The organism is Bacillus crepusculi (assembly GCF_014764715.1).
In the GTDB taxonomy this organism is placed as follows: Bacteria; Bacillota; Bacilli; order Bacillales; family Bacillaceae; genus Bacillus.
In genome coordinates, this window is record NZ_JACXXE010000001.1 from 733,130 (window position 1) to 759,807 (window position 26,678).

General features: G+C 40.5%; 32 protein-coding genes and 1 tRNA gene. 5 read left to right on the top strand and 28 right to left on the bottom strand.

The window, feature by feature from the left end; all coding sequences use genetic code 11:
* Positions 1-6 precede the first annotated feature (6 nt).
* From IEE86_RS03780 to IEE86_RS03815, 8 genes are all read right to left on the bottom strand, one after another.
* Positions 7-390 (bottom strand): competence type IV pilus minor pilin ComGG, encoded by a 384-nt coding sequence (locus tag IEE86_RS03780; RefSeq protein ID WP_191096001.1) that lies wholly within the window; start codon positions 388-390, stop codon positions 7-9.
* Positions 387-839 carry a competence type IV pilus minor pilin ComGF gene (comGF, locus tag IEE86_RS03785; protein WP_191096002.1) on the bottom strand — a complete coding sequence of 151 codons (453 nt, stop codon included), beginning with the start codon at positions 837-839 and terminating at the stop codon, positions 387-389. The genes IEE86_RS03780 and comGF overlap by 4 nt, the downstream gene beginning before the upstream one ends.
* A complete protein-coding gene (gene comGE, locus IEE86_RS03790; RefSeq protein WP_191096003.1) occupies positions 826-1,143 on the bottom strand; it encodes a competence type IV pilus minor pilin ComGE in 318 nt (105 codons plus the stop codon). The genes comGF and comGE overlap by 14 nt, the downstream gene beginning before the upstream one ends.
* Entirely contained in the window at positions 1,127-1,573 is a 447-nt protein-coding gene (comGD, locus tag IEE86_RS03795) for a competence type IV pilus minor pilin ComGD (protein ID WP_191096004.1), read from the bottom strand. The genes comGE and comGD overlap by 17 nt, the downstream gene beginning before the upstream one ends.
* Positions 1,566-1,859: a competence type IV pilus major pilin ComGC gene (gene comGC, locus IEE86_RS03800; protein ID WP_008360227.1), complete on the bottom strand. Its 294-nt coding sequence runs from the start codon at positions 1,857-1,859 to the stop codon at positions 1,566-1,568. The genes comGD and comGC overlap by 8 nt, the downstream gene beginning before the upstream one ends.
* 16 nt (positions 1,860-1,875) lie before the next feature.
* Positions 1,876-2,916 carry a competence type IV pilus assembly protein ComGB gene (gene comGB / locus IEE86_RS03805; RefSeq protein ID WP_191096005.1) on the bottom strand — a complete coding sequence of 347 codons (1,041 nt, stop codon included), beginning with the start codon at positions 2,914-2,916 and terminating at the stop codon, positions 1,876-1,878.
* The gene (gene comGA, locus IEE86_RS03810; protein ID WP_224740754.1) at positions 2,897-3,967 is read right to left on the bottom strand and encodes a competence type IV pilus ATPase ComGA; all 1,071 of its coding nucleotides are present in this window, start codon (positions 3,965-3,967) and stop codon (positions 2,897-2,899) included. The genes comGB and comGA overlap by 20 nt, the downstream gene beginning before the upstream one ends.
* A 177-nt stretch (positions 3,968-4,144) precedes the next feature.
* Positions 4,145-5,017 (bottom strand): STAS domain-containing protein, encoded by an 873-nt coding sequence (locus IEE86_RS03815; protein ID WP_191096006.1) that lies wholly within the window; start codon positions 5,015-5,017, stop codon positions 4,145-4,147.
* 99 nt (positions 5,018-5,116) lie between these two features.
* Between IEE86_RS03815 and IEE86_RS03820 the strand changes: the two genes are divergently transcribed.
* Positions 5,117-5,187: transfer RNA gene (locus tag IEE86_RS03820), tRNA-Gln, on the top strand.
* Positions 5,188-5,242: 55 nt separating this feature from the next.
* Here the strand turns inward: IEE86_RS03820 and IEE86_RS03825 are convergent.
* Positions 5,243-5,623 (bottom strand): Spx/MgsR family RNA polymerase-binding regulatory protein, encoded by a 381-nt coding sequence (locus tag IEE86_RS03825; protein ID WP_034319603.1) that lies wholly within the window; start codon positions 5,621-5,623, stop codon positions 5,243-5,245.
* Positions 5,624-5,835: 212 nt separating this feature from the next.
* Here IEE86_RS03825 and IEE86_RS03830 point away from each other — a divergent pair, with 212 nt between their 5' ends.
* Entirely contained in the window at positions 5,836-6,078 is a 243-nt protein-coding gene (locus IEE86_RS03830; protein WP_003217440.1) for a DUF2626 domain-containing protein, read from the top strand.
* Between the two features lie 249 nt (positions 6,079-6,327).
* Here IEE86_RS03830 and IEE86_RS03835 read toward each other — a convergent pair whose 3' ends face one another.
* Entirely contained in the window at positions 6,328-6,966 is a 639-nt protein-coding gene (locus IEE86_RS03835; RefSeq protein WP_191096007.1) for an MBL fold metallo-hydrolase, read from the bottom strand.
* A gap of 157 nt (positions 6,967-7,123) precedes the next feature.
* On the opposite strand from IEE86_RS03835, the gene IEE86_RS03840 reads away from it, so the two are divergent.
* Complete coding sequence (locus IEE86_RS03840) at positions 7,124-7,297, top strand: DUF2759 domain-containing protein (RefSeq protein WP_003217333.1); 174 nt, start codon at positions 7,124-7,126, stop codon at positions 7,295-7,297.
* Between the two features lie 24 nt (positions 7,298-7,321).
* On the opposite strand, the gene IEE86_RS03845 is transcribed toward IEE86_RS03840, so the two are convergent.
* The 11 genes from IEE86_RS03845 to rpmG form a co-directional block, all read right to left on the bottom strand.
* On the bottom strand, positions 7,322-7,636 hold the full coding sequence (locus IEE86_RS03845) for an MTH1187 family thiamine-binding protein (RefSeq protein ID WP_024427984.1): 315 nt from the start codon (positions 7,634-7,636) through the stop codon (positions 7,322-7,324).
* 77 nt (positions 7,637-7,713) lie between these two features.
* Complete coding sequence (locus IEE86_RS03850) at positions 7,714-8,967, bottom strand: MFS transporter (RefSeq protein ID WP_191096008.1); 1,254 nt, start codon at positions 8,965-8,967, stop codon at positions 7,714-7,716.
* Positions 8,968-9,123: 156 nt separating this feature from the next.
* A complete protein-coding gene (locus IEE86_RS03855) occupies positions 9,124-10,248 on the bottom strand; it encodes a M14 family metallopeptidase (RefSeq protein ID WP_191096009.1) in 1,125 nt (374 codons plus the stop codon).
* Between the two features lie 85 nt (positions 10,249-10,333).
* Positions 10,334-12,253: an LTA synthase family protein gene (locus IEE86_RS03860; RefSeq protein ID WP_191096010.1), complete on the bottom strand. Its 1,920-nt coding sequence runs from the start codon at positions 12,251-12,253 to the stop codon at positions 10,334-10,336.
* Between the two features lie 212 nt (positions 12,254-12,465).
* Positions 12,466-13,419, bottom strand: a complete 954-nt coding sequence (locus IEE86_RS03865; protein ID WP_191096011.1) for an ROK family glucokinase — start codon at positions 13,417-13,419, stop codon at positions 12,466-12,468.
* A gap of 13 nt (positions 13,420-13,432) precedes the next feature.
* A complete protein-coding gene (locus tag IEE86_RS03870; protein ID WP_191096012.1) occupies positions 13,433-13,636 on the bottom strand; it encodes a YqgQ family protein in 204 nt (67 codons plus the stop codon).
* Between the two features lie 70 nt (positions 13,637-13,706).
* Positions 13,707-15,245, bottom strand: a complete 1,539-nt coding sequence (locus IEE86_RS03875) for a rhomboid family protein (protein WP_191096013.1) — start codon at positions 15,243-15,245, stop codon at positions 13,707-13,709.
* Positions 15,246-15,331: 86 nt separating this feature from the next.
* Positions 15,332-15,505: a hypothetical protein gene (locus tag IEE86_RS03880; protein ID WP_017367602.1), complete on the bottom strand. Its 174-nt coding sequence runs from the start codon at positions 15,503-15,505 to the stop codon at positions 15,332-15,334.
* Between the two features lie 93 nt (positions 15,506-15,598).
* Complete coding sequence (locus IEE86_RS03885) at positions 15,599-16,063, bottom strand: hypothetical protein (RefSeq protein ID WP_191096014.1); 465 nt, start codon at positions 16,061-16,063, stop codon at positions 15,599-15,601.
* A gap of 230 nt (positions 16,064-16,293) precedes the next feature.
* Entirely contained in the window at positions 16,294-16,854 is a 561-nt protein-coding gene (locus IEE86_RS03890) for a 5-formyltetrahydrofolate cyclo-ligase (protein ID WP_191096015.1), read from the bottom strand.
* A 48-nt stretch (positions 16,855-16,902) separates the two neighbouring features.
* Positions 16,903-17,052: a 50S ribosomal protein L33 gene (gene rpmG / locus IEE86_RS03895; RefSeq protein WP_008360061.1), complete on the bottom strand. Its 150-nt coding sequence runs from the start codon at positions 17,050-17,052 to the stop codon at positions 16,903-16,905.
* A 450-nt stretch (positions 17,053-17,502) separates the two neighbouring features.
* Here rpmG and IEE86_RS03900 point away from each other — a divergent pair, with 450 nt between their 5' ends.
* Both IEE86_RS03900 and IEE86_RS03905 read left to right on the top strand, forming a co-directional pair.
* Positions 17,503-17,850: a hypothetical protein gene (locus tag IEE86_RS03900; protein ID WP_191096016.1), complete on the top strand. Its 348-nt coding sequence runs from the start codon at positions 17,503-17,505 to the stop codon at positions 17,848-17,850.
* Entirely contained in the window at positions 17,847-18,347 is a 501-nt protein-coding gene (locus IEE86_RS03905; protein ID WP_191096017.1) for an endolytic transglycosylase MltG, read from the top strand. Before IEE86_RS03900 ends, IEE86_RS03905 begins: the two co-directional genes overlap by 4 nt.
* Before the next feature lie 42 nt (positions 18,348-18,389).
* Here IEE86_RS03905 and pstB (IEE86_RS03910) read toward each other — a convergent pair whose 3' ends face one another.
* From pstB (IEE86_RS03910) to IEE86_RS03940, 7 genes are all read right to left on the bottom strand, one after another.
* Positions 18,390-19,172, bottom strand: a complete 783-nt coding sequence (gene pstB, locus IEE86_RS03910; protein WP_191096018.1) for a phosphate ABC transporter ATP-binding protein PstB — start codon at positions 19,170-19,172, stop codon at positions 18,390-18,392.
* 15 nt (positions 19,173-19,187) lie between these two features.
* Entirely contained in the window at positions 19,188-20,000 is an 813-nt protein-coding gene (gene pstB / locus IEE86_RS03915) for a phosphate ABC transporter ATP-binding protein PstB (protein WP_411955677.1), read from the bottom strand.
* A gap of 23 nt (positions 20,001-20,023) precedes the next feature.
* Entirely contained in the window at positions 20,024-20,908 is an 885-nt protein-coding gene (gene pstA, locus IEE86_RS03920; protein ID WP_191096020.1) for a phosphate ABC transporter permease PstA, read from the bottom strand.
* On the bottom strand, positions 20,908-21,834 hold the full coding sequence (pstC, locus tag IEE86_RS03925; protein WP_191096021.1) for a phosphate ABC transporter permease subunit PstC: 927 nt from the start codon (positions 21,832-21,834) through the stop codon (positions 20,908-20,910). The genes pstA and pstC overlap by 1 nt, the downstream gene beginning before the upstream one ends.
* Before the next feature lie 79 nt (positions 21,835-21,913).
* Positions 21,914-22,831 carry a phosphate ABC transporter substrate-binding protein gene (locus IEE86_RS03930; protein WP_191096022.1) on the bottom strand — a complete coding sequence of 306 codons (918 nt, stop codon included), beginning with the start codon at positions 22,829-22,831 and terminating at the stop codon, positions 21,914-21,916.
* A gap of 214 nt (positions 22,832-23,045) precedes the next feature.
* Positions 23,046-25,181 carry a peptidoglycan D,D-transpeptidase FtsI family protein gene (locus IEE86_RS03935; protein ID WP_191096023.1) on the bottom strand — a complete coding sequence of 712 codons (2,136 nt, stop codon included), beginning with the start codon at positions 25,179-25,181 and terminating at the stop codon, positions 23,046-23,048.
* A gap of 122 nt (positions 25,182-25,303) precedes the next feature.
* Positions 25,304-26,590, bottom strand: coding sequence for an MFS transporter (locus IEE86_RS03940; protein ID WP_191096024.1), 1,287 nt, complete (start codon positions 26,588-26,590; stop codon positions 25,304-25,306).
* Between the last annotated feature and the right edge of the window lie 88 nt (positions 26,591-26,678).

The following is a 26,678-nucleotide window of genomic DNA, read 5'->3' on the forward strand; positions in this document are numbered from 1 at the left end:
GGCTAGCTAATTTGAGATTGTCCATTTCATGATTTCACCGGTCTCCCAATCCATCATCAGTTCTCGCTCTTCTGCTAAACCATCCTTTGTTTGAACACCGACCAGCATGTGGACGATTTTTTTCTTTTGATCGCAACCGGTCCGTTTCAGTGTTACAAGGCCTTCTTCAGTGTTCAAATGGGTAAGCTGCTGATCACAACTACGATTTAATTTGCTTGTAGCCTCACTTAATCCCATTCTAAATAGCTGCTGCTTTTTATAAAAAGAAATCGTCATCTCTGCACTTTTCAGCTCTTTTTGAAACCCAATCGTCATCGATCCGAGGATCAAAAGAAAAAAAAGAATCGCCGCAAGTACGTGCGGATAGATAAACCCTTCTTCACTTTTCACGTTTGAGGAACCACTCCTTTATATGTGAAAAAAACGGCTTCATACACCTTATCCGATACATCTGTGACCTCAAGAATTGCTCTATGTTGATTCGTTTTGACGCGAAATTGCTTCACCTTTTGCAATAAAGGAAGATGCCCAGCTTCATCCATTCGTTTCCGCAGCATTTCTTGGTATGGCTCAACCCTTACCACTCGCCCTTGATCGGAAATATACTCTAACGCTTTTCCTTCTTTTACCGACCTAACAGCAGTTACTCGGCTTAATTCCTCATCTAATTGCAGCACAGTTTGCTTCCACTCCATTTGTGAAAATTGGTTGATTTCTTCAAATGGGCGGGCTTTCTCTACAACAGAAAAGATGAGCACACAGCCAAAAGAAAGGAACAGAAATAACTGCAATTGACACAAAGCTTGTACAAGTGTAAATCCCTGTTCATCGTTCGACATGCCGCCGAAAGCATATCGTCTTCTTTTTTTGTACTTTGTATGATACACATCCCTTTTGTTTACTCCAATCGAGTTCATATGTGATCTCGCCTCTCTTCTTTTTGACAGCTGGCTTTGTCCCTTCTATGAACGCTTCGTTCATTTGTTCATGTAACACTTGGTAGGCTTCTAGTTTTGCTCTTAATTCCTTTTTCCCCATCATGATTTGTTCATAGGCTGGCATGAGCACAAGAGCTGCAAATAGAAAGATATGACAAGCAAACAGCATCTCAAACGTACTAAATCCTCTACTGTTTTTGTACATGGATCCGCCCGCTCCCTAAATAAATTGTGAGTTTATAGGTTTGACTGCCAAATTGAACAATGAGAGATCCGCCGCTTTTCGGATGTCCATTTACATTAAAATGAATCCCTTGCGGAAATGTAGAATGCTTGATGATACCTTTTTTATGCTGATAAGAAGCAATCACCTCATCGCGATTTTGATCTATTACTTGATAAGATACATGCGGCGGATGAATCTCAACATTCACACGGGTTTTTTTGATAAATGCCGTGTAGGCAGCCAACTGGAGGTCTTGTTTCATGATGTTCACTTGTTTTTTGGCTTCAGCACTTTCTAATATAGTTGGAACTTTTCCTCCTAAGATCGACAATAGAATAGATAAAATAAGTAAGATCATGAGCTGTTCAATGAGAGTAAAACCCTTCTCATGCAAAAGCCATTTACTCATGCTTCACGTCGCCGTTTTGAATGACAATGGCCTTTCCATTTGGACAGGTTAATCCCTTTTTAACATAGCCTTCTTTTTCTAATTCAGCTAAAGATGGTGTCTTGCCGTCATGCTCTAATTCATATGCCATCACCTGTGTACTCACCATTGATTTGAGCCCTTCACACCCCTTCGCTTGAATGCTTTGATGGTGACGTGTGATATTCGGAATGGTAATGAGTAAAAGAATGGAAATCACGAGCATGACAATTAACATTTCCAATAGGGTAAATCCTTTATCATTCATGCCTTTGTCCTCCTTCTCACACTTGTTCCATTAGTTGATACATCGGTAAAAGAATAGATAAATATACAATGAGTATCAGGAGGGCTGTCAAACCATATATGACCGGTTGTAGCCATGAAACCCATTTTTCAATTTTCAGCTCTGCACTCTCTAATAGAAAGTGACTATACGTGTACAACTCTCTTGCAAGCATCCCGCTAGCTTCACCATGCTTGATAACAGCTGCAAAGTGTTTTTCGAAAAATGGAGACCCGCTTATTTGGTGTTCCATGCTTTCTCCTTTTCTTAACTCTCCAATCATCTGTTCAGATATTTCTTGAAGAAAGGGTAAATAGCTTTGCTGTTTGAAAGCTTGCAAGCTTTCGTACATCGATAATCCAGCTTGAAGAAGACCGCTTAGCTGAAGGGAAAAAAGATACGTATGCATCAGCTGCATCCCTTTATATAACACAGGCAGCCTGCTCATCACTCTCAGCTTTTCAAGGGTCGACTTCTTCCTAAAAAAGACATAGTAATATCCAGCCAGACAGATACACATACAGCCTATCATCATGAGGAAAGCATGAAGAATTTGAAAGAGTCCAAACATCCCTTGGATCAGCCATGACATGCGGGTATCCATGGATGAATACAATAAGGAAAATTGAGGAATGATCATCTGCTGTACAAGTAACAGCACAACCAAAACCGTAAAGATGAGGAAGACCGGGTACCGTAACATACGTTTGAACGTGTCTAACTGCTTGATTTTTTTCTCTAAAAAACGAGAGCTTTGTTCAAGAGCACGTTCCAGGCTGCCATGCTTCTCTGAAAAACAGAGAATGGCAATGACTTCCCGCTGAAAATGGAGTCTCTCCAGCACCACATAAAAAGGCTCCCCTTCAAGCAGCCACTGAATGCCTCTTGTTAATAGCAGCTGTTGTTTCTTTGATAACTGGATATTCACCATCGTTAATGCATCAATCAATGTATATCCAGCTTGAATCAATTGAGCAAGTTTTGATAGAAATTCAGCCTGTTCTCTTCTAGACCAAGCTTTAAATGCCTGCTTCTTCATATACCCAGCGATGATATGTGTTTTTCGATAGATACCCCAGTGCCACTCCTTTACGAATTAATTTTTGCAATGTTTCATATGACGAGTGAGCATATTCTCCTTTGGCCTCTTTGACACACTCACCAAGCTCCTTTCCGTAAAGTAATTCAAAAACATTCGTTCGCCTGACCGGGCGATTTAATTTGCAATAAAGCTGACACGTTTCCCCGCAAAAAGGACATGTGAGTTCGATTAAACGCTGCGCAGTAATCGCAACCATGGTTTGTTCGAGTTCATTCATCGTAACACCAAATTCAAGCATTCGGTAAAGGGCACCTTTTGCATTTTTCGCATGTAGCGTACTCATCACTAAATGACCTGTCAGTGCTGCTCTTATTGCTGTTCTTGCTGTTTCAGCATCTCTTATTTCTCCTAGCACAATCATATCTGGGTCGTGTCTTAAAATAGCACGTAATCCTGTCGCATACGTAATACCTGCTTTTTCATTAACTTGTACCTGTAGCACTTCTTCATTTCTTGTTTCCACAGGGTCCTCAAGTGTAATAATATTCCGATTAAAATGCTTTTTTGCAAACTGTATCAATGAATAAAGTGTTGTTGTTTTCCCTGAATTTGTTGGCCCAGTAAATAAAATGAGTCCATGCGAATGATTTAAAAATGATAATAATCTAGCTGAAGCTTTAGGATATAGCGACAGATATTTTGTTTTTGGGACATGATCCTGCGGTAAAATTCTAATCACTAAACTTTCATCATTCACAGTCGGTAATGTAGACATCCGTACAAACACTTGTCCAGTTCTTAGCATCACAGCCAATGACCCATTTTGCGGTCTCCTTTTTTCACCGATATCCATGGAGGATAAAAATTTAAAATGAGCAATTAACCGCTCCCCGCTTTTTTTATCAATGGTTCGCTGCTGGATTAAATCTGAGTCTACACGGAAAGATACCGAAGCTTCCTTTTCTTTTGGTACAATATGCACATCAGATGCTCTCATGCGGCATGCTTCTTCTAGCAGCTCTTGTCCCACATATTCAATACCATACAAGTGGTTCACTCCTTTCTCTGACCCTATTGTAAGGTGGAGGAGCCTGTCTGACAAAAGGGGATTTGATGGTTTTAACGACTAATCAGACGAAAAAACCATCAACTTACAATGTGAAACGTGGATTTTTAAAAAAGAGCATATAAAAAAACCTGACTTTTACAAGTTCAGGTTTTTTCGTCATGTGGCTTCTTGCTGCTGCTCTTCAAAGATACGGAATCCTCTCTTTTCTAACGCTTTTGCAAGGCTATGTTCTGTATTTACTTTTGAAAAATCTATGCCAAGTTTGACAACTGTCTGCGCAATCTCTGGTCGAATACCGGAAATAATCGTCTCAATTCCTAGAAGCTTCGTACTATCAACCACTTTAAATAGCTGATAAGCAACCATTGTATCCACGATTGGAACACCAGATATATCAATAAATAAATGCGTCAGACGCAGCCTTGAAGCCTGCTCTAGCACTGATTCTAAAATAATTCTAGCCCGGTACGTATCGATTTCCCCGATCAGCGGCAAAATTCCGATCTCTTTTGATACTGGAATAACAGGGGCACTAAGCTCTTGAATCATTTCTCTTTGCGCATTTAGCTGACTCAGTGTCACACGGTCATATTCTTCTGATAAACGCTCAATCATATCATCAAATGTGCCGTGAAAATGCTGATTCCACTCGCACACATCTTGCAGCGTTACTTCAAGCTCTGTTTCTTGTGTGAATTTCTCAATTCTCGAACAGAAAATGTGGCGAAACACCTTAAATTGGCCGATAATTTCATATAAAGGCACCTCGTGCACCGCTCGATCACGTGCGATATCCACAGACCACTTTTTCAAATGGTTCTCTGCTTTGTCTGATACCGTGACAAGCGTCGCTGCAATGGTTTGAATAAACGCTGTGTTCTGTTCCTTCAGCTTCTTTTCTGTCTCTTCTGAAGCATGTTTAGAGTATAATGAGCCTTCTTCTGTTCTTGTTTTCAGCCATTCTTCGGTCATGACAGGGGCTTCTTTTAGGATAAATTCATATAATTGCTCAGATTTTTCATTTTTCATTTATTTCTTTCGCTCCTTTTTCACATAAAACTAGTGGCAAACCAACTTGTATGTATAAATGACCGCAGATGGTGAACAATATCATTACACGTTTGATATTGGGCTATAGCCAAGTGGTAAGGCAATGGACTTTGACTCCGTGATCGTTGGTTCGAACCCAGCTAGCCCAGTTCAGCACAAAAACGAAGACGGCTGAAGCACGTTTCAGCTGATCTTCGTTTTTTATTAGGATACTGATTGATGAATCGCTTTCTTTTTTGATATTTTCATGAGTTCCCCGGGATTATAGCCAACCACTAATTTATTTCCATCAATGATGATCGGTCTCCGCAGCAATTTTGGTTTTTCAATGAGTAGCTCAAGGACCTCATTTACTTTCAAATCATTAATATTTAAATTTAAGCTTTTAAAAGCTTGGCTTCGCGTGGCTAAAATTTCATCCATTCCTTCTGTTGTTAAGGAAAGAATCTTTTTTAATTCATCTAAAGTTGGCGTTTCTCTGAAAAGGTGACGCTCTTTAAAATCAATTTGATTCGCCTTTAGCCAATGTTTCGTTTTGCGGCAAGACGTACAGCTCGGGTATGAATAAAAAGTAATGTCACTCATTAGTCTTCCTCCTTAGGTCGTTAACCTTTTCTCTTATGGAATAGGTACCCTCATGTATTTAGGCGTAAACACTTTTTCATCATTTTTTCAAAAAAACTTTTTCTTTTTAGTAAACAAATGTTCACACGTTGTCAAAAATGTAAATGTTTACATAACCAGTGGTGATCAGCTATAATATGAATCAAAGGGGTTTTTTAAGGGGAGGGAAAGAAATGAATCGCATGTTCCGCGTGCTTGGCTTTTGGACGGGTATTTTTGCTGTCATGTTCTATTTAGGACATATGAAAGACGCATCCTTGCTATTCTTTGGTCAAACCGTTCTTTTTGTATTTTTATCCTACTTGAATTTATCCGAAAGAATGTATATTTACATTTTCGGAGCGTACTTGACGATTTTCTTTGCCGGATTTACATATTATTCGATTTTCATCATGGTTCCCGGTACCGGACATTAATAGAAAAAAGCATCTCATTGAGAAGAGATGCTCCAGATTGTTGACAAAGGGCTAAAATGATCTTGATTTTAGCCCTTTGTCTTCTTTTCAGCGTGATAGAAAGCCCTTGAAGTCTAGGAAGGACGAGCACCGGAGCGGAGCGAATTGGACATTCGTGAGCACCGGAGCGCAGACCTGACAAAGAATGCGAGGGTTTGTCTACACGCTGAAGCATCTCATTGAGAAGAGATGCTTTTTTCATACCTACATTTAAAGAGAAAAACCATGAATAAATGGATTTTGTTCCTGCTCAGTGAGCACAGTTGTTTCTCCGCCATGTCCACTTAAAACGAGAGTTGATTCGGGCAATGACAACAATTTGTCATGAATCGATTGAAGCAGCACTTCCTGACTGCCGCCTACTAAATCTGTTCTCCCAATGCCGCCTTCGAATAAAGTGTCACCAGAAATAACAAATCCCTCCGCCGCCGAGTAGTAAGACACACTGCCTGGTGAATGCCCAGGTGTATGGAACATCTCTAATGTAAACGATCCAATTTGAAGAGTTCCTTCTGACGTAATTAATTGTTCTGCTTCTTTAACCGTAATTCCATTTCCAATTAATCGAGCTGAACCGTTTAATTCAGCGTTCGTGAGCCATTCTTTTTCATTTTCATGTACATAAAGCGGGATTCCCCACTCTGCGCGTACCTCATCTGCCGCACCAATATGATCAAAATGGGCATGTGTCAGTAAGACAGCAAGCGGCGTTAGCTGTTTTTCCTTTACATAAGAAATCAGCTTTTGCGCTTCACCGCCTGGATCAAAAATTAAGCATTCTCCATGCTCGTTTTTCCAAATGTATGCATTTGCTTGTACATAGCCTAGTGGCATTCTTCTCCAATTCATTTTCATCACCTACTTTATTCATTCTTTTTTATTATGAAGGCTATTCAATAAAAATTCAAACAATCGTCAACTGGAATCTACTCGACAAGCCTTATGAAAACGGTTAAAATGAAAAGAAAGGAAATCAAGGGGATTGATGACAAAGGGGGATTTTCATATGATGCTCGTCATTATTTTCGGTCTAGTCACAATTTTAGCCGCTCTCGGCATCTATCGCTCACTAAAAAAAGTGAACGTACTTGCCATCGCTTTTGCTGGCGCTACATTTTTGGTTTTTGGATGGTTTACGGTCATGACCATCATCTATAGCGGCTATCCAACTGCACATTAAAAGCCTGCATTTAGCAGGCTTTTTTTATTGATTCAAGTGTTTATTCACACTTTCTAATTTGCTTGTAAGGGTTGTGGTTTGATCCCGTCTGTCGTCAATGCGGATATTGGTTGCTACTCGGTGTAATCCCTTTTCAAAAGGTGCTTCATGGATGCGCTGAATGACCTCAAATAAAACGGATAATTCACCTTCAATTAACGTATTCATTGGGGTGAGCTGATATTTGATTTTCCCTTCTTGCTGAAAGCCTTCTAAAATTCTTTGTACATCTGCTACATAAGCACTGACGCTTGGTGTTTCAGTTCCTATTGGAATGATGGTGACATCTGCTATGGCCATGTTTCTTGCTCCTTTCAATCAAATCCTCATATATTCTCGTCCTCATTGTAACCTATCCTCATTTAAAAAAGCCATGATCACGTGGCATTTAAGCCAGATTTGTCTCGTTCTATCGTCAAATCCGCTCTCTCTACCTTTCCAATCTTTGTGAACAGAAGCAGACATATGCCTGAAACAGCTTCAATGATGCCGCCAGCTGCAATCACATACCCAGATCCAAAACGTGTCGCCATATAGCCGCCGAGAAGGGCGCCTAGTGGAATCATTAAGTAGGAAATCATGTTGATAATCGCATACACCTGCGGCTGATCCTCTGCCTTCACTGACAATTGAATCATCGTATGTTCGGGTACATTGACTGCACTAATGGCTGCGCCTAAGGCAAAAGCTGAAATAAACACAAGCGGTAATAATGCATTCATTCCTGTAATGAAGAATGCGATTCCATCAACGATCCCAGCGCCTATAAACAGCAATCCATACCGATTCACTTTCACCTTAGTCAAAACAAACCCCATCAAGAATGCACCTAGTGCCGTTGTGACTTTGATAAATGAATAAACGATTGGTCCACTATGTAAGTCTTCTGTTAAATAAATAACAGACAATGCTTCCCACGGTGCTGCAGCAAAGTTTGAGCAAATGCAAAAAATCGCTAACGGAAACAAAATATGATGGCTTCTAACAAGTAAAAATCCTCTCAGCAACCTTTTGCCATATGATAACCCTTTTTTGCTTTTATCAATGATGACTTCTGTTTGATATGTAATCATTAGCACCAATAAAGCTGATAAAAGATAAAGAGGAATAATCACAAGCATTGTATACCCTACCCCTATAAAGGCGATCATAACACCACAAATCGTAACTGTCACAAGCCTTACCACATGACTTGCTGATTGGATGGTTGCATTCGCTTTTTGTATGACGTCCTCATGCACAAGCTTTGGAATAATCGATACCGATGCCGGTTCATAGGAGCCCCCAGTCGCCGAATGCAGAAGCATACCTCCAATGATGAGTGCTAATGGTGTGAAACCATAAAAGTAACTGACCACGATGACAAGGATAATCGCTCCTCTTGTTAAATCAGCAAAGCACATCCAGAATTTCAATTGATGCGGCTTCATCATGGGCGTAATAAATGGCCCAACAATCGCTTGAGGAACAAAGCTGACTGCAATAAAAAACGCTGTCCCTATGGCCCCTTTCCCGCCTAGCACTAAAAGCCACAAGATGGTGTTGAAAGATAAACTATCAGCAGTAATTTTGCACATTTTAGAAACAAATAAGTAAGTGAAATTTCTTTTCCACAGGCTTTGAGCACTCAATGATCGACATCTCCCTAAATCATATCCTTTTTTTTACATCCATTTCTTTCACAATAGCTTACAAGGAGGCCCTCGTCAATCACTTGAATGCTGTTTTTATTGACAATAAGAAATTGCTTTCATCTCAAGTGTTAACAAGTATCAGACTGGTGCTTGTTAACACTTACATGCTTCCCATAATAGCCGTTTTGTTTTTTCATAGATGGAATCAAATTGATTCATGGAGAGAGGATTCTTCCCTAGGCCAAGCTCCACTGTATAGCCCTCACTTTGAAATTGATAAATAAACCAATCACGATAGCCTGCATAGCTATCAAGATATTGAACTGGTGTGTAGCCGCTCACTCGCTCTAATCGTTTGACCGTTTCTCTGGATATCGCTGGTTCGTGACCAAGAAAGCCCCAGTATATCTCTTCTCCTTGTGTATGCAGGGCAATTAACCGGTCAAAGCGCTTACGTAGCGCAAGATTTGCCATCGCTTTCGCTTCTGGTTCTGTCAACGGCTGATCACCAGGAAAATCCCGATAAGCTGGCACCTTGAGCTGATTACGGTAATATTCAATCTCCCAATAAGCAGGAAATTGATTGTTTAAATCCACTCCTCGAATATTTGCTTTCCATTCCCGGTAATCGGAATAGCCACCATTTAGCGGTGTCAATTCTTCCCTGCTTAGACCTAGTGACTCTGGCCCATTGCGAACTAAGTCCACTCCATCTGGATTAACCATTGGCACGATAGATAGAGCCGTGGTTTGCAGGATATGAACCGCTTCATAATGTCTTGCTTGCACCGGATCAGACGCTGCTAAGCAAAGCGATTTCAGCCATTTTAATAAAACAGACGTCGTGATCCATTCATTTGCATGAAAAGAGGCATTGAGATGAATAGAATGTAAATGCTGAACAGGCTCTGTTCGGATTTCATAAATAGGTGTATCAAGCACTGAATAACCAATTACGCTGATATGAAGAAAAGGAAATACGGCTTTCAAACAGCTCAGCTCTTCCTCTAATTGAGTGCTATCATATTCAAATGTTCCATTGATCCAATCATCGGATTGCTGAAGCCTGTAAGGTGCAATAAATCCCTGCACATCACCTATTGAATGGAATGCATGGATACCTTCTGGGAGTCTATACCCCGGTAAAAGAAGGTAACCAGTGCTTGCTTGATTGGATAAATGGAAAGCCGATTTCCCTATACCAAGTTGCTTTGCCACATCATCCCTCCCCGCTTCTTCCAGCTGCCATTCAATTTTACCAAACGACGTTGTCTTCATTTACATCCCTCCTCTCATACTATATGAGCCCGCAGGCAAAAAAAGAAAACCCCTGCTTCTAAATTAGCAGAGGTTTTCTCATATGTTAGGACGCCTTTTTCAGCTTCGTTACATCTTCTTTTTTGGATGGAGAATGGTCCGAGCTGTTCCGATCATAAAATCTAAGGAGATCCCCATAGATGATTTGATCAGAGAATTGAAGCTCTTGCTTCGCTTTCTCTTCATAAGACTGACACACGTTTTTATCATCTGCTGGCTCGCCTGTTTCTTTATTGTAGCAAACACCATCTGTAAAAATGCTGTCCTTCGTAATAAAGCTTCCATCACGGAGTACTGTAAAGTCATTCGTATCTTTCGATAAAAGGTCATGCCCAAATTGAATTTGTTTACTTGTATCAATTCCTAGAAGATTGAGTACAGTTGGGCGGATATCGACCTGACCGCCTACCGTATCAATTTCTTTTGGATGTTGATCTGTCACCCCTGGAATGTGTACAACAAACGGTACTTTTTGAAGCTGCACTTCTTCAAATGGCGTAATCTGTTTATTTAAGAATTGTCCCATGGCTTCGTTATGGTTTTCAGAAATTCCGTAGTGATCCCCATACAAAACAAAAATGGAATTATCGTATAAGCCAGCTTCCTTCATCTTTTTAAAGAAAAGCTTAAGTGCTTCATCTTGATAACGCACTGTAGGGAAGTACTTGTTCAGCGTTTTGCTCTTTGAATCGTATTCATCAATGAGCTTATCTTCTTCGTCTAAATCAAACGGAAAATGGTTCGTTAATGTAATCAATCTCGTATAGAAAGGCTGCGGGATGGATTTCATTAATTCCGCTGACTGCTCAAAAAACGGACCATCCTTCAGTCCCCAGCCAACCGAATTTTCTTCATTCACATCAAATGATTGAATATCAAAGAACTTGTCATAGCCAAAGCTATCGTATATCAGGTCACGGTTCCAGAAGCTTTTGTTATTCGCATGAATCACAGAAGAGTGGTAGCCCTCTTCCTTTAACAGTTCAGGTGTCGCTGTAAACTCATTGCTTGGATTTGTGAAGAATACGGCTCCTCTTCCAAGTGGATAGAGAGAATTATCAACAATAAACTCTGAGTCTGATGTTTTTCCTTGACCTGTTTGATGATAAAAATTAGTAAAGTTATAGCTTTTCTTGATTAATTTGTTTAAAAATGGGGTAATTTCTTTCCCGTTCAATTTTTCATTGATCACAAAGCTCTGTGTAGACTCAAGTGATACAAGAATGACATTTCGCCCTTTTGCTTGACCAAACGTCTTTTCATTGCGATCTGTTTGATTGGCGCTTACATAGTTTTCAATTTCGGTTAAGCTATTGCTGTCAGCAAGGGCCCGTTGAGCGGACTGCTTCGATTGCAGTACCCCATCGTAAATATGGAAGTTATATAAGCTAATATTTTTCACTAGCATCTCTCGATCAAATGAACGAGTAAGCAGTTCTGGTCTTTCTGTTTCAGCTAAGCCAAGGTTAAAGAAGAAAGTGGCTGCCACAAATAAATAATATGCTACTCGCTCTTTTCGTGAAATGGTGACATCCGTTCTAAAGGAAGGCTGTTTTTTATAAAGCCAAATTAAAATGATGATATCAACGAACATCAGAAAATCGACTGGTTCAATTAAAGAGGTAATACTTGACCCGAGGTCACCCATATTGTTTGTTTGAAATAGGACGGGGATGGTTAGAAAATCACTGTAGAACCGATAAAACACAATATTAGCTAACAAAATCAATGTCAGTATAAAGCTCGTCACAATGATCAATCGATTGCGATTTTTTTCTTTCAAAAATAAACCGATACCGAAGATAAACAAAAGAAAGCTAAGCGGGTTAATAAACAGGATAAACTCCTGCATAAAATTTTCAATTTTGATGTTGAAGCTAGATTTATAGATAACATAGGTTTTGACCCACATGAACAATGTCGCAATGAGTAAAAATGAAATCGCCTTTAATCTTTTCTTTCGCATTGTAACCTCCTTATGCTAAAACGCACACAGGTTAGGAATTACCCCTAATTATTGGTGCTTCTTCAAAAATAACTAAAGTATATCTTATCCTGTCTGTGCTGGAAAATCAATGTCTTTTTCCCTATGACAAACTTATGAATATGCTAAATATTCAATTTCATGCCTATCTATCGTTATTTTTAATAAAAATGACATCATTATGACATTTGTGTTCAAGACAGCCATTTGTTTTTTGCCATCCATGCACCGCCAATGACACCTGCATCGTTTCCAAGTGATGCAATCACCACTTCGACATCCTCAGCACAAGGAGGAAAGGCGTGATGTTTGACGACACGTTCTACTTTACTGCGAAGAAGCTCTCCTGCTTTTGAAACACCGCCGCCAATCACGATTTTAGTTGGGTTTAAAGCACTGGCAAGATTCGCCAGAACAAGTCCAAGATGTGTCGTCACTTCTTCTACGACACGCATTGCAAGATCATCTCCGTTTTCTGCCGCCTCAAATACAGCCTTTGCAGACAGCGAAGTGAGCGTTCCAAGTGAAGATGTATGCTGCTCGGTTTCTAATTTATCCTTCGCAAGCCGGACGATACCGGTGGCAGACGCAATGGTTTCAATACAGCCTGTTCTTCCGCAATTACACGGTGCTCCTTGGAATGGAACAGCACAAATATGGCCAATTTCTCCGCCTGCCCCTGTTTCGCCTTGCACAACTTCACCGTTCACGATGATGCCGCCGCCAACCCCCGTGCCAAGTGTGACCATCAGGATGTTTTTTGCGCCATCGCCTGCACCCTTCCACATTTCACCTAGTGCAGCAATGTTCGCATCATTTTCAATCACAGATGGAAGACCCGTTTCGGCCTCTAAGTGATCTTTCAAAGGATAGTTTGTCCAGCCGAGATTCGTTGTTTTATAGACGATGCCGGATACTTTATCTACAGGTCCAGGTGCGCCCATTCCGATACCAATAAGCGCTGACTTTGGCATACTGATCTCAACTAGTTTATGATCAATGGATTTGGCAATATCAACTGTGATCGTCTGCCCAGATTTATCCGTAGGAATCTCCCACTTATGCTGAATTTCTCCATAAAGATTAATGAACGCAAGCTTAATTGTCGTACCGCCAAGATCAACCCCTACAAACCAATCACCTGTCATATGCCCTCCACCTTCACATTGTTTTTCGATTTAATTTGGCTAGTTCCATTTGAAGAATGGTCATGGCGTTTGACCATTCGGTTCGGTCTATGATTCCCGATGTATACATGTCCTTCAATTCATCTGCCATAAATTCCAACTCCACTTCACGATCTCCGAAATACACATAATTTCCAAATCTCATGAGTAGCTGCTGTACATCATATAACGTTTTCATTATTTCCACCATTTCTTTCAAACAACAGATAGGATAAGCGTATTCATAAATGCGCTTTCAGTCAAGTCATTCAATGTGTTTGAGTGTTTTCGATATATTGTTTCAGCTTTAAAAATTGATCATTTTCAGGATCTTGTTTTAATGCTTTTTCAATTAGACTTTCGGCTTTCGCTGTCTCCCCTTTTTCTACGTACAACAATGATAAATGATACAGTTTATTTGGTTCATTTGGATCTTTTTCAAGCGACTTGTGCAAAAATTGAATGGCCTTGTCAAGGTGGCCCAGCTGCGCTTCGGATAGGGCATATATATGAAGAGCTTCAGCTGATGCATCCTTTTGGTGCACATATTCCTCTAGACGTTTGCTTGCTTCACTATAGTTCTTCTCATCAAATAAACTCACTGCCTCACCTGTTGCCGCTGCTTCCTTTTGATCCTCTGAATGAAACCCTGTGTACAATCCAAAACCGCCAATAAACAGCAGGAGAAGACTAGCAAGAAGCATTTTGACAGGCTGAAACTGTTTAGGTAGACGAACAGCTAAAGCGGCTAAAAAACCGCCAGCAAGGCCGCCAAGGTGCCCGGCATTATCAATACCTGATACAGTGAAGCCTATCCCTAAGTTGATCAAGATGATCACAATAATATTTGTCCCCATCGTCCGAAAGAAAAGCTTACGGTTAGAGATCGCTAAATATAGTAGTGCCCCTAAACAACCAAAGATCGCGCCTGATGCACCCGCTGCGATTGCCGTATTAAACACAAAGCTCGCAATTGAGCCAAATATACCGGAAATCAAATAGATGAGCAAAAATCTTCCTGACCCATAAATTCTCTCAACAGCCGCACCAACGGACCATAGAGCAAATGTATTAAAGAGTAAATGCGTCAGACCAATATGTAAAAACATCGGTGTAATCAGACGCCACCATTCCCCATCTAAGATCAGCACATTATTTTTAGCACCAAACGCTGTTAATGTTGCCGTATTGGTACTTCCCCCAGACAGTTCAAGCAAAAGAAACATCACCAATTGAACTGCAATCAGCAAATAGGTGAAAATCGGTCTGCCATTTTGAAAAACGGCCCGTTCTCGTTCACGCTGCTTTTCCTGGTCATCAAATGCCTGAAGCACGTTCATTTTAAGCTGCATTGTCTCCTCAGCTGTGTCTCTCTTCGCCTCTTCTACATCAATTGTAAGCGAAGTATTCAGCCATTTTTGCAGTTCGTTTACATCGTTTTGAAGAGTGTCTGCGTTCAGCAATACAGGAGTAACCGTCACCTTTTGTTCTTTTTGCGGCTGACCGTTTATGTCTTCCCAATCATCTACTGGATCGTCAGCTGTAAATTGCAGCTGCAAAAGATGGAGTGATCGTTTACGCATGGCTTCTCTTAGCTGATTCATTCGAAAGGCCTGCTCTTGGATATCTCGAACGATCTCCTGTCTATCATTCACATCTTTTCTATAGAGACGGATGAGATCATATCCTGAGTTTCGTGGTGCTTCAAAAAATATTTCATCCTCTGGGTAAGGACTTTGAATCATCTCGTATCCTTTTTGTCTTAGTTCATCAACAACTCGCCAAAATAGACTATCTATGACATTCATTCATTCGCGCTCCATTTTTTACATTATTATATCAAGAATCGTTCGCATCCGCATTTCTGAACAAAAAAATCCCGGCTTTAGCGGGATTAAAATGCTTGGCGAATAAATTTCGTCCGAAAATATGGGATTTTCATCAGCCACTTGATAAAAAAGTGACGCACTTGATTTTGACCTAAGATCAAATTCATCAGCCGATAACGATTTTGCACGAGAACGAACGCAAACAATGTGAACACAATGCTCCAAATCATTTTATTCATCATATTCCCTCCTATGTTCGTATCGTGGCTTAAATAGGATTTGTTTATGCATGAACATTCTTTTTTATCAGAGCTTGTTCATTGGTTCCTTGTTCACAATTTAATCCGTTGTTCTTTTGATTGAATATAAAACACTTCTCCATGCCCTGATTGAAGATAAGATACATCAAATTGTTGAAGGTCAATAAAATCCTTGAACGTATGAGGTAGCTTACAATTCCGCTCTAACTCTTCGACCTTATGCGGGAAGTAGTCATCGTTTGGGTTTGGTGTATGGACATATACTGCGTCTGATGCAGGATCTTGTTCGTGAATACAAATCCATGTTTGATATGGCTTTTCAAAGCCTTCAAGCTGTTTTAGTACCCTATTGTATAAGGCAATATGAGCTTTAATATGCTCTCTTCTTATTTTCAAGCTATTTTCTCCAACACCAAAAAAATCAAGGTGGGTATGCGAAAAATCAAACCATGAATCATGATCAAGCTGTAAGTCAAAAGTATTCACTTCCTCCCACAAATTGCGGAAGTATCTTTTCTTTCCTCGAAATTTTTTCAATATTTCCCTCCTAACAGCTAAAGAGCCATTAAAAACTGAATCTTGATAAACGTAAACTATTATCAATATCGGTCATCTTAAAGACAAATGAAGATGATAGAAATTCGTTTTGAAGTGAATCATACGTTTTTAAGGAGATATCAATTCAACATTCCCTTTTAACAGGGCTTTTATCAAACCAAACAGTCTCAACACAAAAAAGCCCGTTCTTACGCATAAGCATTGGACTTTTACTCTTGATATAACGTACCTTTTTCACTGATCATGATGGACACTGGTATGTCGTGCGTTTCAGCTGGAACATGCTCGATTTGCTGTAAAGACAAGCAAAGTGCAAGTGTTACGCCGTCGTAGTCAGCTAAGTAGCGGTCATAGTAGCCGCCCCCATATCCAATGCGGTAACCTTGCTGATCGAAGCACACCCCTGGCACAATGATTAAATCAATCGCCTCTTTATGTACGGCTACTGATGACTCAGGGTCTGGCTCTGATAGACCAAAATACCTGGAAATCATCTTCGTTTGCGGTGTATATTCATAAAATGTCATCTCTTTCGTTTTCGGGAAACAGGTGGGTACGCACACTGTTTTTCCTTCCTCCCACGCCTTTTCCATAAGAGGCCTTGTAGGTACCTCTTTTCCTCTAGACATAGTCAGCCCAATCGTTTCCGCCTGTTTCCATGCGGTTAATTGAAACAGATGCTCATATAGTAAAATCGTGTTTTGCTTAAATTCCTCAGTACTCATCTGATCAAGCTTTGCTAATGTTTGACGCCGAAGCTCTTTTTTCACACGGATCATCTCCCATCATAAAAAAACAGCAGGAAAATTCCCTGCTGCTTACTTTGTTTCACGATGTAAAGTTTGTTTTTTATCACGTGAGCAATACTTTTTGAATTCAACGCGATCTGGATTGTTTCGCTTATTCTTTTTAGTAATATAGTTACGCTCACCGCATTCAGTGCAAGCTAGAGTAATATTTACGCGCATATTTTTCCCTCCAAACTAAAATCAATTCACATTCAGACCTAACTATAATACCACTTCTAGCTTAGGAATGCTAGAATGTTTTTTCACCAATTTCATTTTTCAATGCATTCCACCCGCGTACTTATCCGTATTGTACTGTCATTTCATGAAAAATCGCCCGATCCCCTATAAAACCTCAGGCCTTGTCGTACTGTATACATGAGAATCCCCTCTTCTATCCACAGCTTTTTTGGATCGCCGGCCTTCTTTTATTTTAACAGCAAGCAAGGTTTTCATACTCGTTTTACATATAAAAAGAAAAATGATGAAAAAAAGGAGATTTTCTTCAGCAATTCCTTTTGAAACTAGCTTTTTTATGGTATAAAAAAGAAGGGTCGAAAACTGTCTGAAACAATCATGGAAGTCTTTTTTGGCTTCCAGCATTAAAATATGAATAAAAGGTGATGAAACATGGAAATTGCAATTATCGGATTGCTTGTTGTCAGTATTGTACTGATCGCATTCTCATATTTTCAAAGAGAGCCGATTAAAGAAGTCGAGCAGGAACTTGAAACACTTCAACTATCTGCAATGCAAGAAATCTATAAACTGAAAAAGAAAATGAAGGTTCTTGAAGAAGAATTACTTGAAACAAATATTGTCGTCCGCAAGCATTCAGAAATTGATCCATCCATTGCAAGACAAATCATTTCAAAGCATCAAAATGGCATGTCTCCTGAGGCGATTGCGCGCGCAGAGCATGTGTCTGTAGAAGATGTCAACATGATCATTAAAGACAACCAGAGGGTGCTTGTATGACGAAAAAAAGCATCCAAACCTTTGCAGCGGGTATGATTCTTGCAACTGGTGTTTTAGCCATCGTCTTTTTCCTCACTGGAAAAGATGAAGCAGCAGCTGATTCAACGACAAAAGAAACCCTCGCAGCAAAAGTGACAGACACGGACGTGAAAAACTATTTAGACTCTAAAAAAGAAGTATCCGTCAGCCGTGAAACGTATCAGCAGCTTCTTGATTATAAAGAAAAAGCGCTGAAAGCAAATGAAGACGGCGATTCTAAGAGTGATACACAAAAAGCGGACAAGTCAAAAGGCAAATCGATCAAATTCGTGATTAAAAACGGTATGAGCACAAGTGATGTTTCAGACATGCTTGAAAAGGAAGGCATCATCAACTCGTCTAAAGATTTCAATGATTACGTTATTGACGCCGGCTACCACAAAGAAATTCGTGCAGGTAAATTTAACTTAAAAACAGGTATGACGTTCAAACAAATCGTCAAAGCCTTAACAAAATAACAACAAAACCCCCTGGCGGCGCTGACACCCAGGGGGTTTTTGTTATCCAAATCGTCCAGATATATAATCATTTGTTCTTTGATCGTTTGGCTCAGAGAACATCACATTCGTATCATTCACCTCAACAAGCTCCCCCATCAAGAAGAAGGCTGTTCGATCGGATACCCTTGCCGCTTGCTGCATGTTGTGCGTCACAATGGCAATCGTGTATTTCTCCTTCAATTTCATAATCAATTCTTCAATCTTTAATGTTGAAACAGGATCAAGCGCTGACGTTGGTTCATCCATTAATAAGATATCAGGGCTTGTGGCAATCGCTCTTGCGATACAAAGTCGCTGCTGCTGGCCACCGGAAAGACCTAATGCAGGGGCACTTAAACGATCTTTCACTTCATCCCAAAGGGCAACATCACGAAGCGCTTTTTCAGCGATTTCTTTCAATTGCTGCTTGCTTTTCACTCCATGAATTCTTGGCCCGTATACGACATTATCAAAGATAGACTGAGGGAATGGATTCCCTTTTTGAAACACCATTCCGACGTTTTTACGCAGTTCCACTAAATCCACTCGGCCTTTTAAGATGTTGTCCCCGTTATACATCATATCCCCGGTGATTTTCACACCTGGCACTGTTTTGACCATAAGATTCAAGGTTTTAATAAACGTTGACTTCCCGCAGCCTGATGGACCGATAATCGCTGTAACTTCATGCTCTCTAATAGCTAAGTCAATGTGCTTTAATGCATGATGCTGGCCATACCAAAGGTTCATATCACTCACACGAAACACTTCTTTTGCTGCTGCTTTAGTTGCTACTCCATTCATCAAAATCCACCCACCTTATCCAAATCGACCATTGATGTAGTCTTCTGTTTTTTGCTGCACGGGACGTGTAAAGATACGTTCAGTGGCATCATATTCCACTAGATCACCATTCAGGAAAAAGGCCGTACGATCAGATACACGTAGCGCCTGCTGCATGTTGTGTGTGACAATGACGATGGAATAATCATTTTTTAATTCTGTTAATAGCTCTTCAATTTTTGCATTTGAGATTGGGTCTAAAGCGGAAGCAGGTTCATCTAATAGAAGCACGCTAGGCTTCATTGCAAGTGTACGTGCAATACAAAGGCGCTGCTGCTGTCCGCCTGATAATGACAAGGCAGAGCGGTGCAGACGGTCTTTGACCTCATCCCATAGCGCCGCCTTTGTTAAGCTTTCCTCTACCGCATCATCAAGCACTGATTTTCTTTTTTCACCCGCATACTTTAACGCATGGGTAATGTTGTTGTAGATCGATTTAGGAAATGGGTTTGGTTTTTGGAAGACCATGCCGATTTCTCTTCTTAAATTCACCACATTCATGCGATCATCAAGTATATTTAACCCTTCGTACATGATCGCCCCTTCACTTCTCGCACCTGGAATCAGGTCGTTCATGCGGTTAATGCTACGTAAAAAGGTTGATTTCCCGCAGCCTGATGGGCCGATTAATGCAGTAATTGCGTTCTTTTCAATTTCAAATGAAATGTGATTGACCGCTCTTTTTTCACCATAATAAATGCTTAAATCCTGCACCTGTAAAATCTGTTCCGCTTGAAGTGGAGCCTTTTTTGCTGCAATCTCTTTTTTTTCTGCTAGCATTTGAACCATATCCCCTTCACACCTCTCTCGATTTATTTTGACGTAAGCTTCTTATGAATAAATGAACCAAGCCATCTAGCTCCTAAGTTGAATACTAAAACTGAAAGCACAAGTACGGCTGATGCACCATTTGCAATCGCCTCTGCATCTGGAATGATTCCTTGTGTATTGACGCTCCATATATGAACGGCTAATGTTTCTGCCGGTCTAAAAACATTCAGTGGTGACGTATCAGAAAATGGACTCCAGTTTGTAAAATCAAGACGCGGTGTGGTCAGACCTGCTGTGAAAAGAAGCGCTGCTGCCTCCCCGAAGACTCTTCCTGATGCTAAAATCGCACCGGTAATAATAGATGGAATCGCACCTGGAATCAAGACCGTCTTCACTGTATGCCATTTCGTCACACCGAGCGCTAGTGATGCCTCCTTTTGATCCTTCGGTACAGAGCGAAGCGCGTCTTCTGTCACCCTGACCATCACTGGCAGGTTAAACACAGTGAGCGCAAGAGCTCCTCCGATGATCGTATAGCCCCAGCCTGTTAAATTCACAAACATGAGTAAACCAAACATACCAATAACAATGGAAGGAAGTGAAGAAAGCACTTCAATACATGTGCGAATAAAATCAGTGACTTTGTTTTGAGGCGCATACTCAGCCATGTACACACCGCCTCCGACACCAAGCGGTACTGTGATCAGCATTGTAATAAACAAAATGTAAAACGAGTTAAACAACTGATCCCTAATACCTCCGCCAGAGCCAATTGCACTTGAGCGAGTTGTCAAAAAATCAAAGTTTAATTCTTTTGCACCGTTGAAAATGATATAAGAAAACAAACCAACTAGGATCGCCGTAATAATAGCGGCACATAATCCAAAAACAAACGTGGCAAAACGATCGGTCATTTTGCTATTCATTAAATTTTCCTCCTAGACGACAAGTATCTGATAATGAGTATGAACATAAATGATACAACTAGAAGGACAAGCCCCATTGACCAAAGTGTATTGTTTTCAACACTTCCATACGTTGTGTGTCCCATGTTTAACGTAATGATGGTTGTTAATGTACCAGCTGTGTCCATAATACTCTCTGGTAAATTACGCGTATTACCAATGACCATCTGAACAGCAAGGGCTTCTCCAAATGCTCTGGCCATTCCAAGCACAACCGCTGTCATTAACGTCGGAAACGCTGCTGGTACAAGAACTCGTCGGATCGTTTGCCATCTTGTTGCGCCTAATGCATACGATCCTTCGCGTAAACTTTTTGGAAGTGAAGCCATTGCATCAGTTGCAATAGATGTAACGGTTGGCAGAATCATAATAGACAGGACAATTGTTCCTGCTAACAAACTGTGCCCCGAGCCGCTTGACTTGAATTGTCCAATAAACGGCACCAATACTGTAAGACCTATGAATCCGTAAACAACGGATGGAATCCCTACAAGCAATTCAATCACGGGCTGGAGAATTTTACGTCCCCATGCAGGTGCAATTTCTGTCATAAAGATCGCTCCTGCGATGCCTAGCGGCGCTGCAATGAGTGCCGATAGGAGCGTGACAGCGATTGATCCAAAGATAAATGGAAATGCGCCGTATTGCGGATTTTCTGCTGTTGGGTTCCAATTGATACTGGTTAAGAACTCAATTGGGCTTACACCATTTACGATGAAAGATTGTAAACCCTTAATACCAAGGAAGATCGTGATGGCGATGGATACTGCAATCATTAAGAATGCGCAGAATCTCACCAAAATACCTCCTCTTACTTCATCCATTTGCCTGTTTTTCTTCGAGCTGATCAGTCGATCGCTCGCTTCTGTCTGTTCTATCTGCTTCATCTTTTTCTACACTCCTATGAATGTCATAAAAGGAAAAGTGAAAAGCTCCACTTTTCCTTCATTAGCAATTCAAGACCTTTTACTTATCTGTTTGTTTGCCTGTTGCGTCTCTTTCTACTTTCATATTAGAAACTGAGATGTAGCCTTGGTCTTTGACGATTTCTTTTTGTACTTCGTCACTCATAAGGTAATCTAAAAATTGTTTTGCTAGACCTTCCGGCTCACCTTTTGTATAAGAGTGCTCGTATGCCCAAATTGTATATTTACCGCTTTCTACATTGCTTTCTTCCGGTTTCACACCATCAATGCTAAGCGGTGTAATTTTATCATCCTTTAAATAAGAAAATGCTAGGTATCCAATTGCACCTGGTGTTTCTGCAATGATTTTTTGTACATTATTTGAAGATTCTTCTGTAATACCTTCTGCAGGTGTTGCACCATCAAGTGCATATTTCACAAATGTTGCACGAGTTCCTGAAGAATCAGGTCTGTTTACAAGCGTGATTTTTTGGTCTTTCCCGCCAAGCTCTTTCCAGTTTTTGATTTTACCAGTGAAGATTTTTTTCAATTCGTCCTTTGTGATGTCTTTGACACCCACTTCAGGGTTTACAGCTGCTGCCATTCCAACAACTGCTACTTTGTGGTCTTTTAAAGCTTTTGCGTCGATTCCGTCTTTCTCTTCAGCGAATACATCTGAGTTCCCAATTTGTACAGAACCTTCTGATACTTGAGAAAGACCTGCTCCTGAACCGCCGGCTTGTACTTGAATATCGGCTTTTGGATGTTTATCCATGAATTTTTCTGCTGCCGCAAGAACTAAAGGCTGCATCGCAGATGATCCTGAGATGGTAATGGAACCTGATGCCTCATCTTTGTTTGAAGCATTTCCTTTACTGTCTTTTGAATCTCCGCTTGAGCTGCTGTTTCCGCATGCTGTGACGAATGCTAACAATGCGATAGTAAGGAAAGTAAGCAGCCATAATTTGTTCTTTTTCATTTCAAGAATACCCCCTGAATAATTTGTCCTACGAGTAATACATTAAAGGTTCTTTATTAATTTCGTTTAAATGGAATGTTAAGGTTTTGTAAATGTCGAAGTTTTGTAGAGATATTGCGGAGTTTTTTATGTTTTTTGTCAATTTATATCGAAAAGTTTGAAGAAAACATAAAAAAACGCCCACAAAAAGTGAGCGTTTTTACCTAGGAAAGGTCTAGTCATTTGTTTCTGCTTCATTTTCAATTTTATTTTTGTTCTTCGCTTGTGTATCATTGCTTTCCTGCTTTGATTTCAGCTCAAAGTATTTGTCTAATACTTGTTCACCAATATCATTCGTAATCGGATAGCGCTGGTTGTAGTCTTGATACACCCACGGTACGACGACTGAAATCGCTACCTCTGGATTATCAGCTGGCGCATATGCAACAAGTGTTGTGTTATACGTCGGTGTGCCGCGTTTACTTTTTATCGGACCGTCATAGAATGATTGAGCAGTTCCTGTTTTACCAGCCGGATTGTACTTCTTATTGCCAAAGTTTGAATAGGCTGTCCCTCTTGGGTTCTGCATGACAAGCTTGAAGCCTTGCTGTACACGCTTGATTTCATCACTTGTCATATCGAGCTTATTCAATACATCCGGCTTAACAGATTCCGTCACGGCACCAATGCCGCGCTGCGGATCAGGCTCTCTGACTTCTTTGACGAGCTGCGGACGTAAACGATAACCGCCATTTGCAATCGTTGAGACGTACTGCGCCATTTGAAGTGGTGTAAACGTATCATACTGTCCAATCGCATAGTCAAGTAAGAGACCAGATTGTGTAGACGTTCCTCTGTAGCCCGTTGCTTCGTTTGGCAGGTCGATACCCGTTTTAATCCCAAGACCGAATTTACTGAAATTGTAACGGAACGTATCAAATGCTTTCGTATCAATTGGGAGCGGCTGCTTCTTACGATATTCCCCTTTTCCTATCGCGATCGCTGTTTTGAACATATACACGTTTGATGAACGCTCTAGTGCCGTTAAATCATTAATGAGTCCCATATTTTGATAGGATTTCTTTGGCTGCGACTGCGCGATATAGAGCGGTTCATCATACTGAGTGCTTCCAATGTGAAGAACGCCTGTTTTATATCCTGTCAGTACAGTTGCCCCTTTGACGGCAGACCCCATCGCATATGAGGATGTCATCGTTCCTAATGCATAGTCATCGAATTTGTATGTTCCATTTTTGTTTGAAATCTGTTTACCCGCAATCGAGAGAACCTCTCCATTTCTCGGGTCCATCATCACAACAAATGCGCGGTCAAGAAGCTCTGTTCCACCTCTTTGTTTCGCACTTCTCAAATTCTTTTCAATAATTTTTTCAACCGCTTTTTGTAGCTGAATATCAATTGTGAGCACAAGGTCTTTCCCGCTCTTTCCTTCTGTTAAGACTTTCGAGCTTGTGACATTGCCCTCTTTATCAGTTGTACTTTGTTCTTTTTCCTTTTGGCCCTGCAGGACATCTTCATATTGATATTCAAGATAGCTTTTTCCTACACGGTCATTTCGGCTGTAGCCAAGTGATAAATAATGTTCAAGAAGTGACTGCGGAAGACCTTCATCACTTGAGGACACACTGCCGAGCATACTGCGGAGCAGTCCTTTATACGGATAGCTGCGCGACCAGTCTGTCGTCACATCAACGCCTGGCAGCTCGTCCAAATGCTCAGAGACGTAAGCAATTTCGCTTGGCTTCACGTCCTCATTTTTAATAAATTGAGGCGTGAGTGCATAGCCTGCATCCATCTGCCTTTTAATCGCTAGCACTTGCAAATCCTTTTTCGTCAGTTGCTTTAATTCTTTGTCTGTGATGCGTTTCAGCTGAAGCTCATACAGTTTATCATCAGAAATCTTATCGTCACCCTTTAAGTCTGATTCCTTTTGAACAAGCTTTTTCGCTTCATTCGGATGCGTTAAGATCCAAAAATCTTTTTTATCACGATCTGTGATTTTTTTCGTGCTCACATGAATCATATCCGCTAATTTTGTTGCCACTTTGAGCCGCTCTTCTTGTGTAGTCGTCGAGGTTCTCGTATATGTAATGGCATTTAGCGCTTTATTGCTGACAATCGTGTTATAGTTTCGATCATAAATTTTTCCGCGCGGAGCAGATGAGCTGACATTCACATCCTCTTGTTTTTCTGCCTGCTTTTTATAATCTTCCCCATTGACAATTTGCACAAATCCAAGTCTAATCACAACACCGGTAAAAATAATGAACGCAGCTAAAAATAATAAATTCAGCCGGATTGGAAGTGTTTTGCGCCCTTCCTTTGCGTCTTTTTTGTTTTTCTTGTTCCTCATCACATCACCTTTTCTATCAAGAAAGAAATGGCACCCCTTTTTATGTATAAAAGGTGCCATCATCATTTTAGCGGTTTTTCTATTATTTATCTAGAAATTTGATGTTCCATTGGTAAGAAATTTTACCTTTCCCCCTTCATAAGGTTCGTTTGAGATACCGGCTTTTGACCGTCAGCCTCTTTCATATCCGCTGTTTTTTCTTTTAAATGAATATCTTTTACAAAGTAATAAATGAGTGTGTGCCCCGCTCCAAGCACTACAAGTGATGCAGGAATCCCGAGCTCATCACCTAGCAGGGTGACAGATAAAAGAAAAAAGACAATAGAACAAATACGGCCGGCATTTAAAAATAGTTCTCTCACCACAATGTATTCAATTCGGGCTTTTCTTGCATACCTAGCATGACCAATCACATCATATGTTAAAGAGACATACGGAACAAGCAGGAGCGGATACCCTATCGCTATGGCCACTGCATACATAAGAAGCGATACATAGGACAACTGAAATACAATCAGAAATAAGGCGCCGTATAAGATAAGTCCGCCAAACATAATGGCTTTCTTGCGCCATTTTTTCTTAATCAAACGTGTAGCGAAGAAATAAGCAAAAAAGGCCACACCTGAATTGACTAAACCAAATGTCCCGAGAGCAAGCTCACTGTTTGTCGCAATAAACACAAAGACACTAATTAAAAAGACAAACACACCTTCACGAAGTCCTTGAAAAAAGTGAGCCGTTGTAATCTTACGCCAATTCTCGTCTGCATGACGCTCTTTCCATATTTGCTTTATCATAAATTTCCCTTTTGACTGCCTTCTCTTCAGGAAAAAGCTCATCACAACCGCTAATGAGAACAAAATAAGCGATAACGTGAAAATCACTGTATAGCCCGTATCATTCGTTAATTGAGAGATGACAATACCCGCAATCAGAGGGCCGATCATGCCAGCTGTAGAGGTGAGCACCCCTAGAAATCCATTAAAGAAATCTCTTGTTTCAGGCTCGGTGATCTCAAAGGTGAGTACGTTAAAAGCAAGCCAGTAAAATCCATAGCCGATTCCAAGGACACTTCCTAATAAAACAAGCCGCGCGGCCGCATGTTCTCCTGCTATTAAAACAATTAAGTAAAAAGCGGCTAAAAAGATCACACCAAAACGAAGAACAAATACCCGATCTATTTTTTTAGCGAGCCGACCAGCGAATAAAAAAGTAATGGGCTGAAGCACAACAATTGCCAGGTTATAAATCGCAAGATCTGTGAATTTCCCAGACTGTTTCCATAAATACACGTTCACAAATGTATTCGAAAGCGCAATGGCAAGTGCGTATAACCCGCCAATCGTGAGGAGGAGCAATAAATCTCTTGTGACATCCATGTCCCCGAACATTTTCTTTAATCTGCTCATACATTTCATTCTCCTTTTCTACACAATAGTCTGTCTCATCAAAAGGCAGATATGTAAAAAAAGGAGGGAAAAAATAAAAAGACCCGCT

Coding starts and splice junctions, on each gene's coding strand:
- IEE86_RS03905 (WP_191096017.1), top strand. CDS start 17,847: ATGACGAAAAAAAGCATCCAAACCTTTGCAGCGGGTATGATTCTTGCA.
- IEE86_RS03900 (WP_191096016.1), top strand. CDS start 17,503: ATGGAAATTGCAATTATCGGATTGCTTGTTGTCAGTATTGTACTGATC.
- IEE86_RS03840 (WP_003217333.1), top strand. CDS start 7,124: ATGATGCTCGTCATTATTTTCGGTCTAGTCACAATTTTAGCCGCTCTC.
- comGC (WP_008360227.1), bottom strand. CDS start 1,859: ATGAATGATAAAGGATTTACCCTATTGGAAATGTTAATTGTCATGCTC.
- pstC (WP_191096021.1), bottom strand. CDS start 21,834: ATGAAGCAGATAGAACAGACAGAAGCGAGCGATCGACTGATCAGCTCG.
- IEE86_RS03870 (WP_191096012.1), bottom strand. CDS start 13,636: ATGAAAACGTTATATGATGTACAGCAGCTACTCATGAGATTTGGAAAT.
- IEE86_RS03845 (WP_024427984.1), bottom strand. CDS start 7,636: ATGGCCATAGCAGATGTCACCATCATTCCAATAGGAACTGAAACACCA.
- IEE86_RS03835 (WP_191096007.1), bottom strand. CDS start 6,966: ATGAATTGGAGAAGAATGCCACTAGGCTATGTACAAGCAAATGCATAC.
- comGF (WP_191096002.1), bottom strand. CDS start 839: ATGTCGAACGATGAACAGGGATTTACACTTGTACAAGCTTTGTGTCAA.
- IEE86_RS03830 (WP_003217440.1), top strand. CDS start 5,836: ATGAATCGCATGTTCCGCGTGCTTGGCTTTTGGACGGGTATTTTTGCT.
- pstB (WP_411955677.1), bottom strand. CDS start 20,000: ATGGTTCAAATGCTAGCAGAAAAAAAAGAGATTGCAGCAAAAAAGGCT.
- comGB (WP_191096005.1), bottom strand. CDS start 2,916: ATGAAGAAGCAGGCATTTAAAGCTTGGTCTAGAAGAGAACAGGCTGAA.
- IEE86_RS03875 (WP_191096013.1), bottom strand. CDS start 15,245: ATGAATGTCATAGATAGTCTATTTTGGCGAGTTGTTGATGAACTAAGA.
- pstA (WP_191096020.1), bottom strand. CDS start 20,908: ATGAATAGCAAAATGACCGATCGTTTTGCCACGTTTGTTTTTGGATTA.
- IEE86_RS03860 (WP_191096010.1), bottom strand. CDS start 12,253: ATGCGAAAGAAAAGATTAAAGGCGATTTCATTTTTACTCATTGCGACA.
- IEE86_RS03930 (WP_191096022.1), bottom strand. CDS start 22,831: ATGAAAAAGAACAAATTATGGCTGCTTACTTTCCTTACTATCGCATTG.
- comGE (WP_191096003.1), bottom strand. CDS start 1,143: ATGTACAAAAACAGTAGAGGATTTAGTACGTTTGAGATGCTGTTTGCT.
- IEE86_RS03855 (WP_191096009.1), bottom strand. CDS start 10,248: ATGAAGACAACGTCGTTTGGTAAAATTGAATGGCAGCTGGAAGAAGCG.
- IEE86_RS03935 (WP_191096023.1), bottom strand. CDS start 25,181: ATGAGGAACAAGAAAAACAAAAAAGACGCAAAGGAAGGGCGCAAAACA.
- IEE86_RS03940 (WP_191096024.1), bottom strand. CDS start 26,590: ATGAGCAGATTAAAGAAAATGTTCGGGGACATGGATGTCACAAGAGAT.
- IEE86_RS03880 (WP_017367602.1), bottom strand. CDS start 15,505: ATGAATAAAATGATTTGGAGCATTGTGTTCACATTGTTTGCGTTCGTT.
- IEE86_RS03865 (WP_191096011.1), bottom strand. CDS start 13,419: ATGACAGGTGATTGGTTTGTAGGGGTTGATCTTGGCGGTACGACAATT.
- pstB (WP_191096018.1), bottom strand. CDS start 19,172: ATGAATGGAGTAGCAACTAAAGCAGCAGCAAAAGAAGTGTTTCGTGTG.
- comGD (WP_191096004.1), bottom strand. CDS start 1,573: ATGAGTAAATGGCTTTTGCATGAGAAGGGTTTTACTCTCATTGAACAG.
- IEE86_RS03825 (WP_034319603.1), bottom strand. CDS start 5,623: ATGAGTGACATTACTTTTTATTCATACCCGAGCTGTACGTCTTGCCGC.
- rpmG (WP_008360061.1), bottom strand. CDS start 17,052: ATGCGCGTAAATATTACTCTAGCTTGCACTGAATGCGGTGAGCGTAAC.
- IEE86_RS03815 (WP_191096006.1), bottom strand. CDS start 5,017: ATGAAAAATGAAAAATCTGAGCAATTATATGAATTTATCCTAAAAGAA.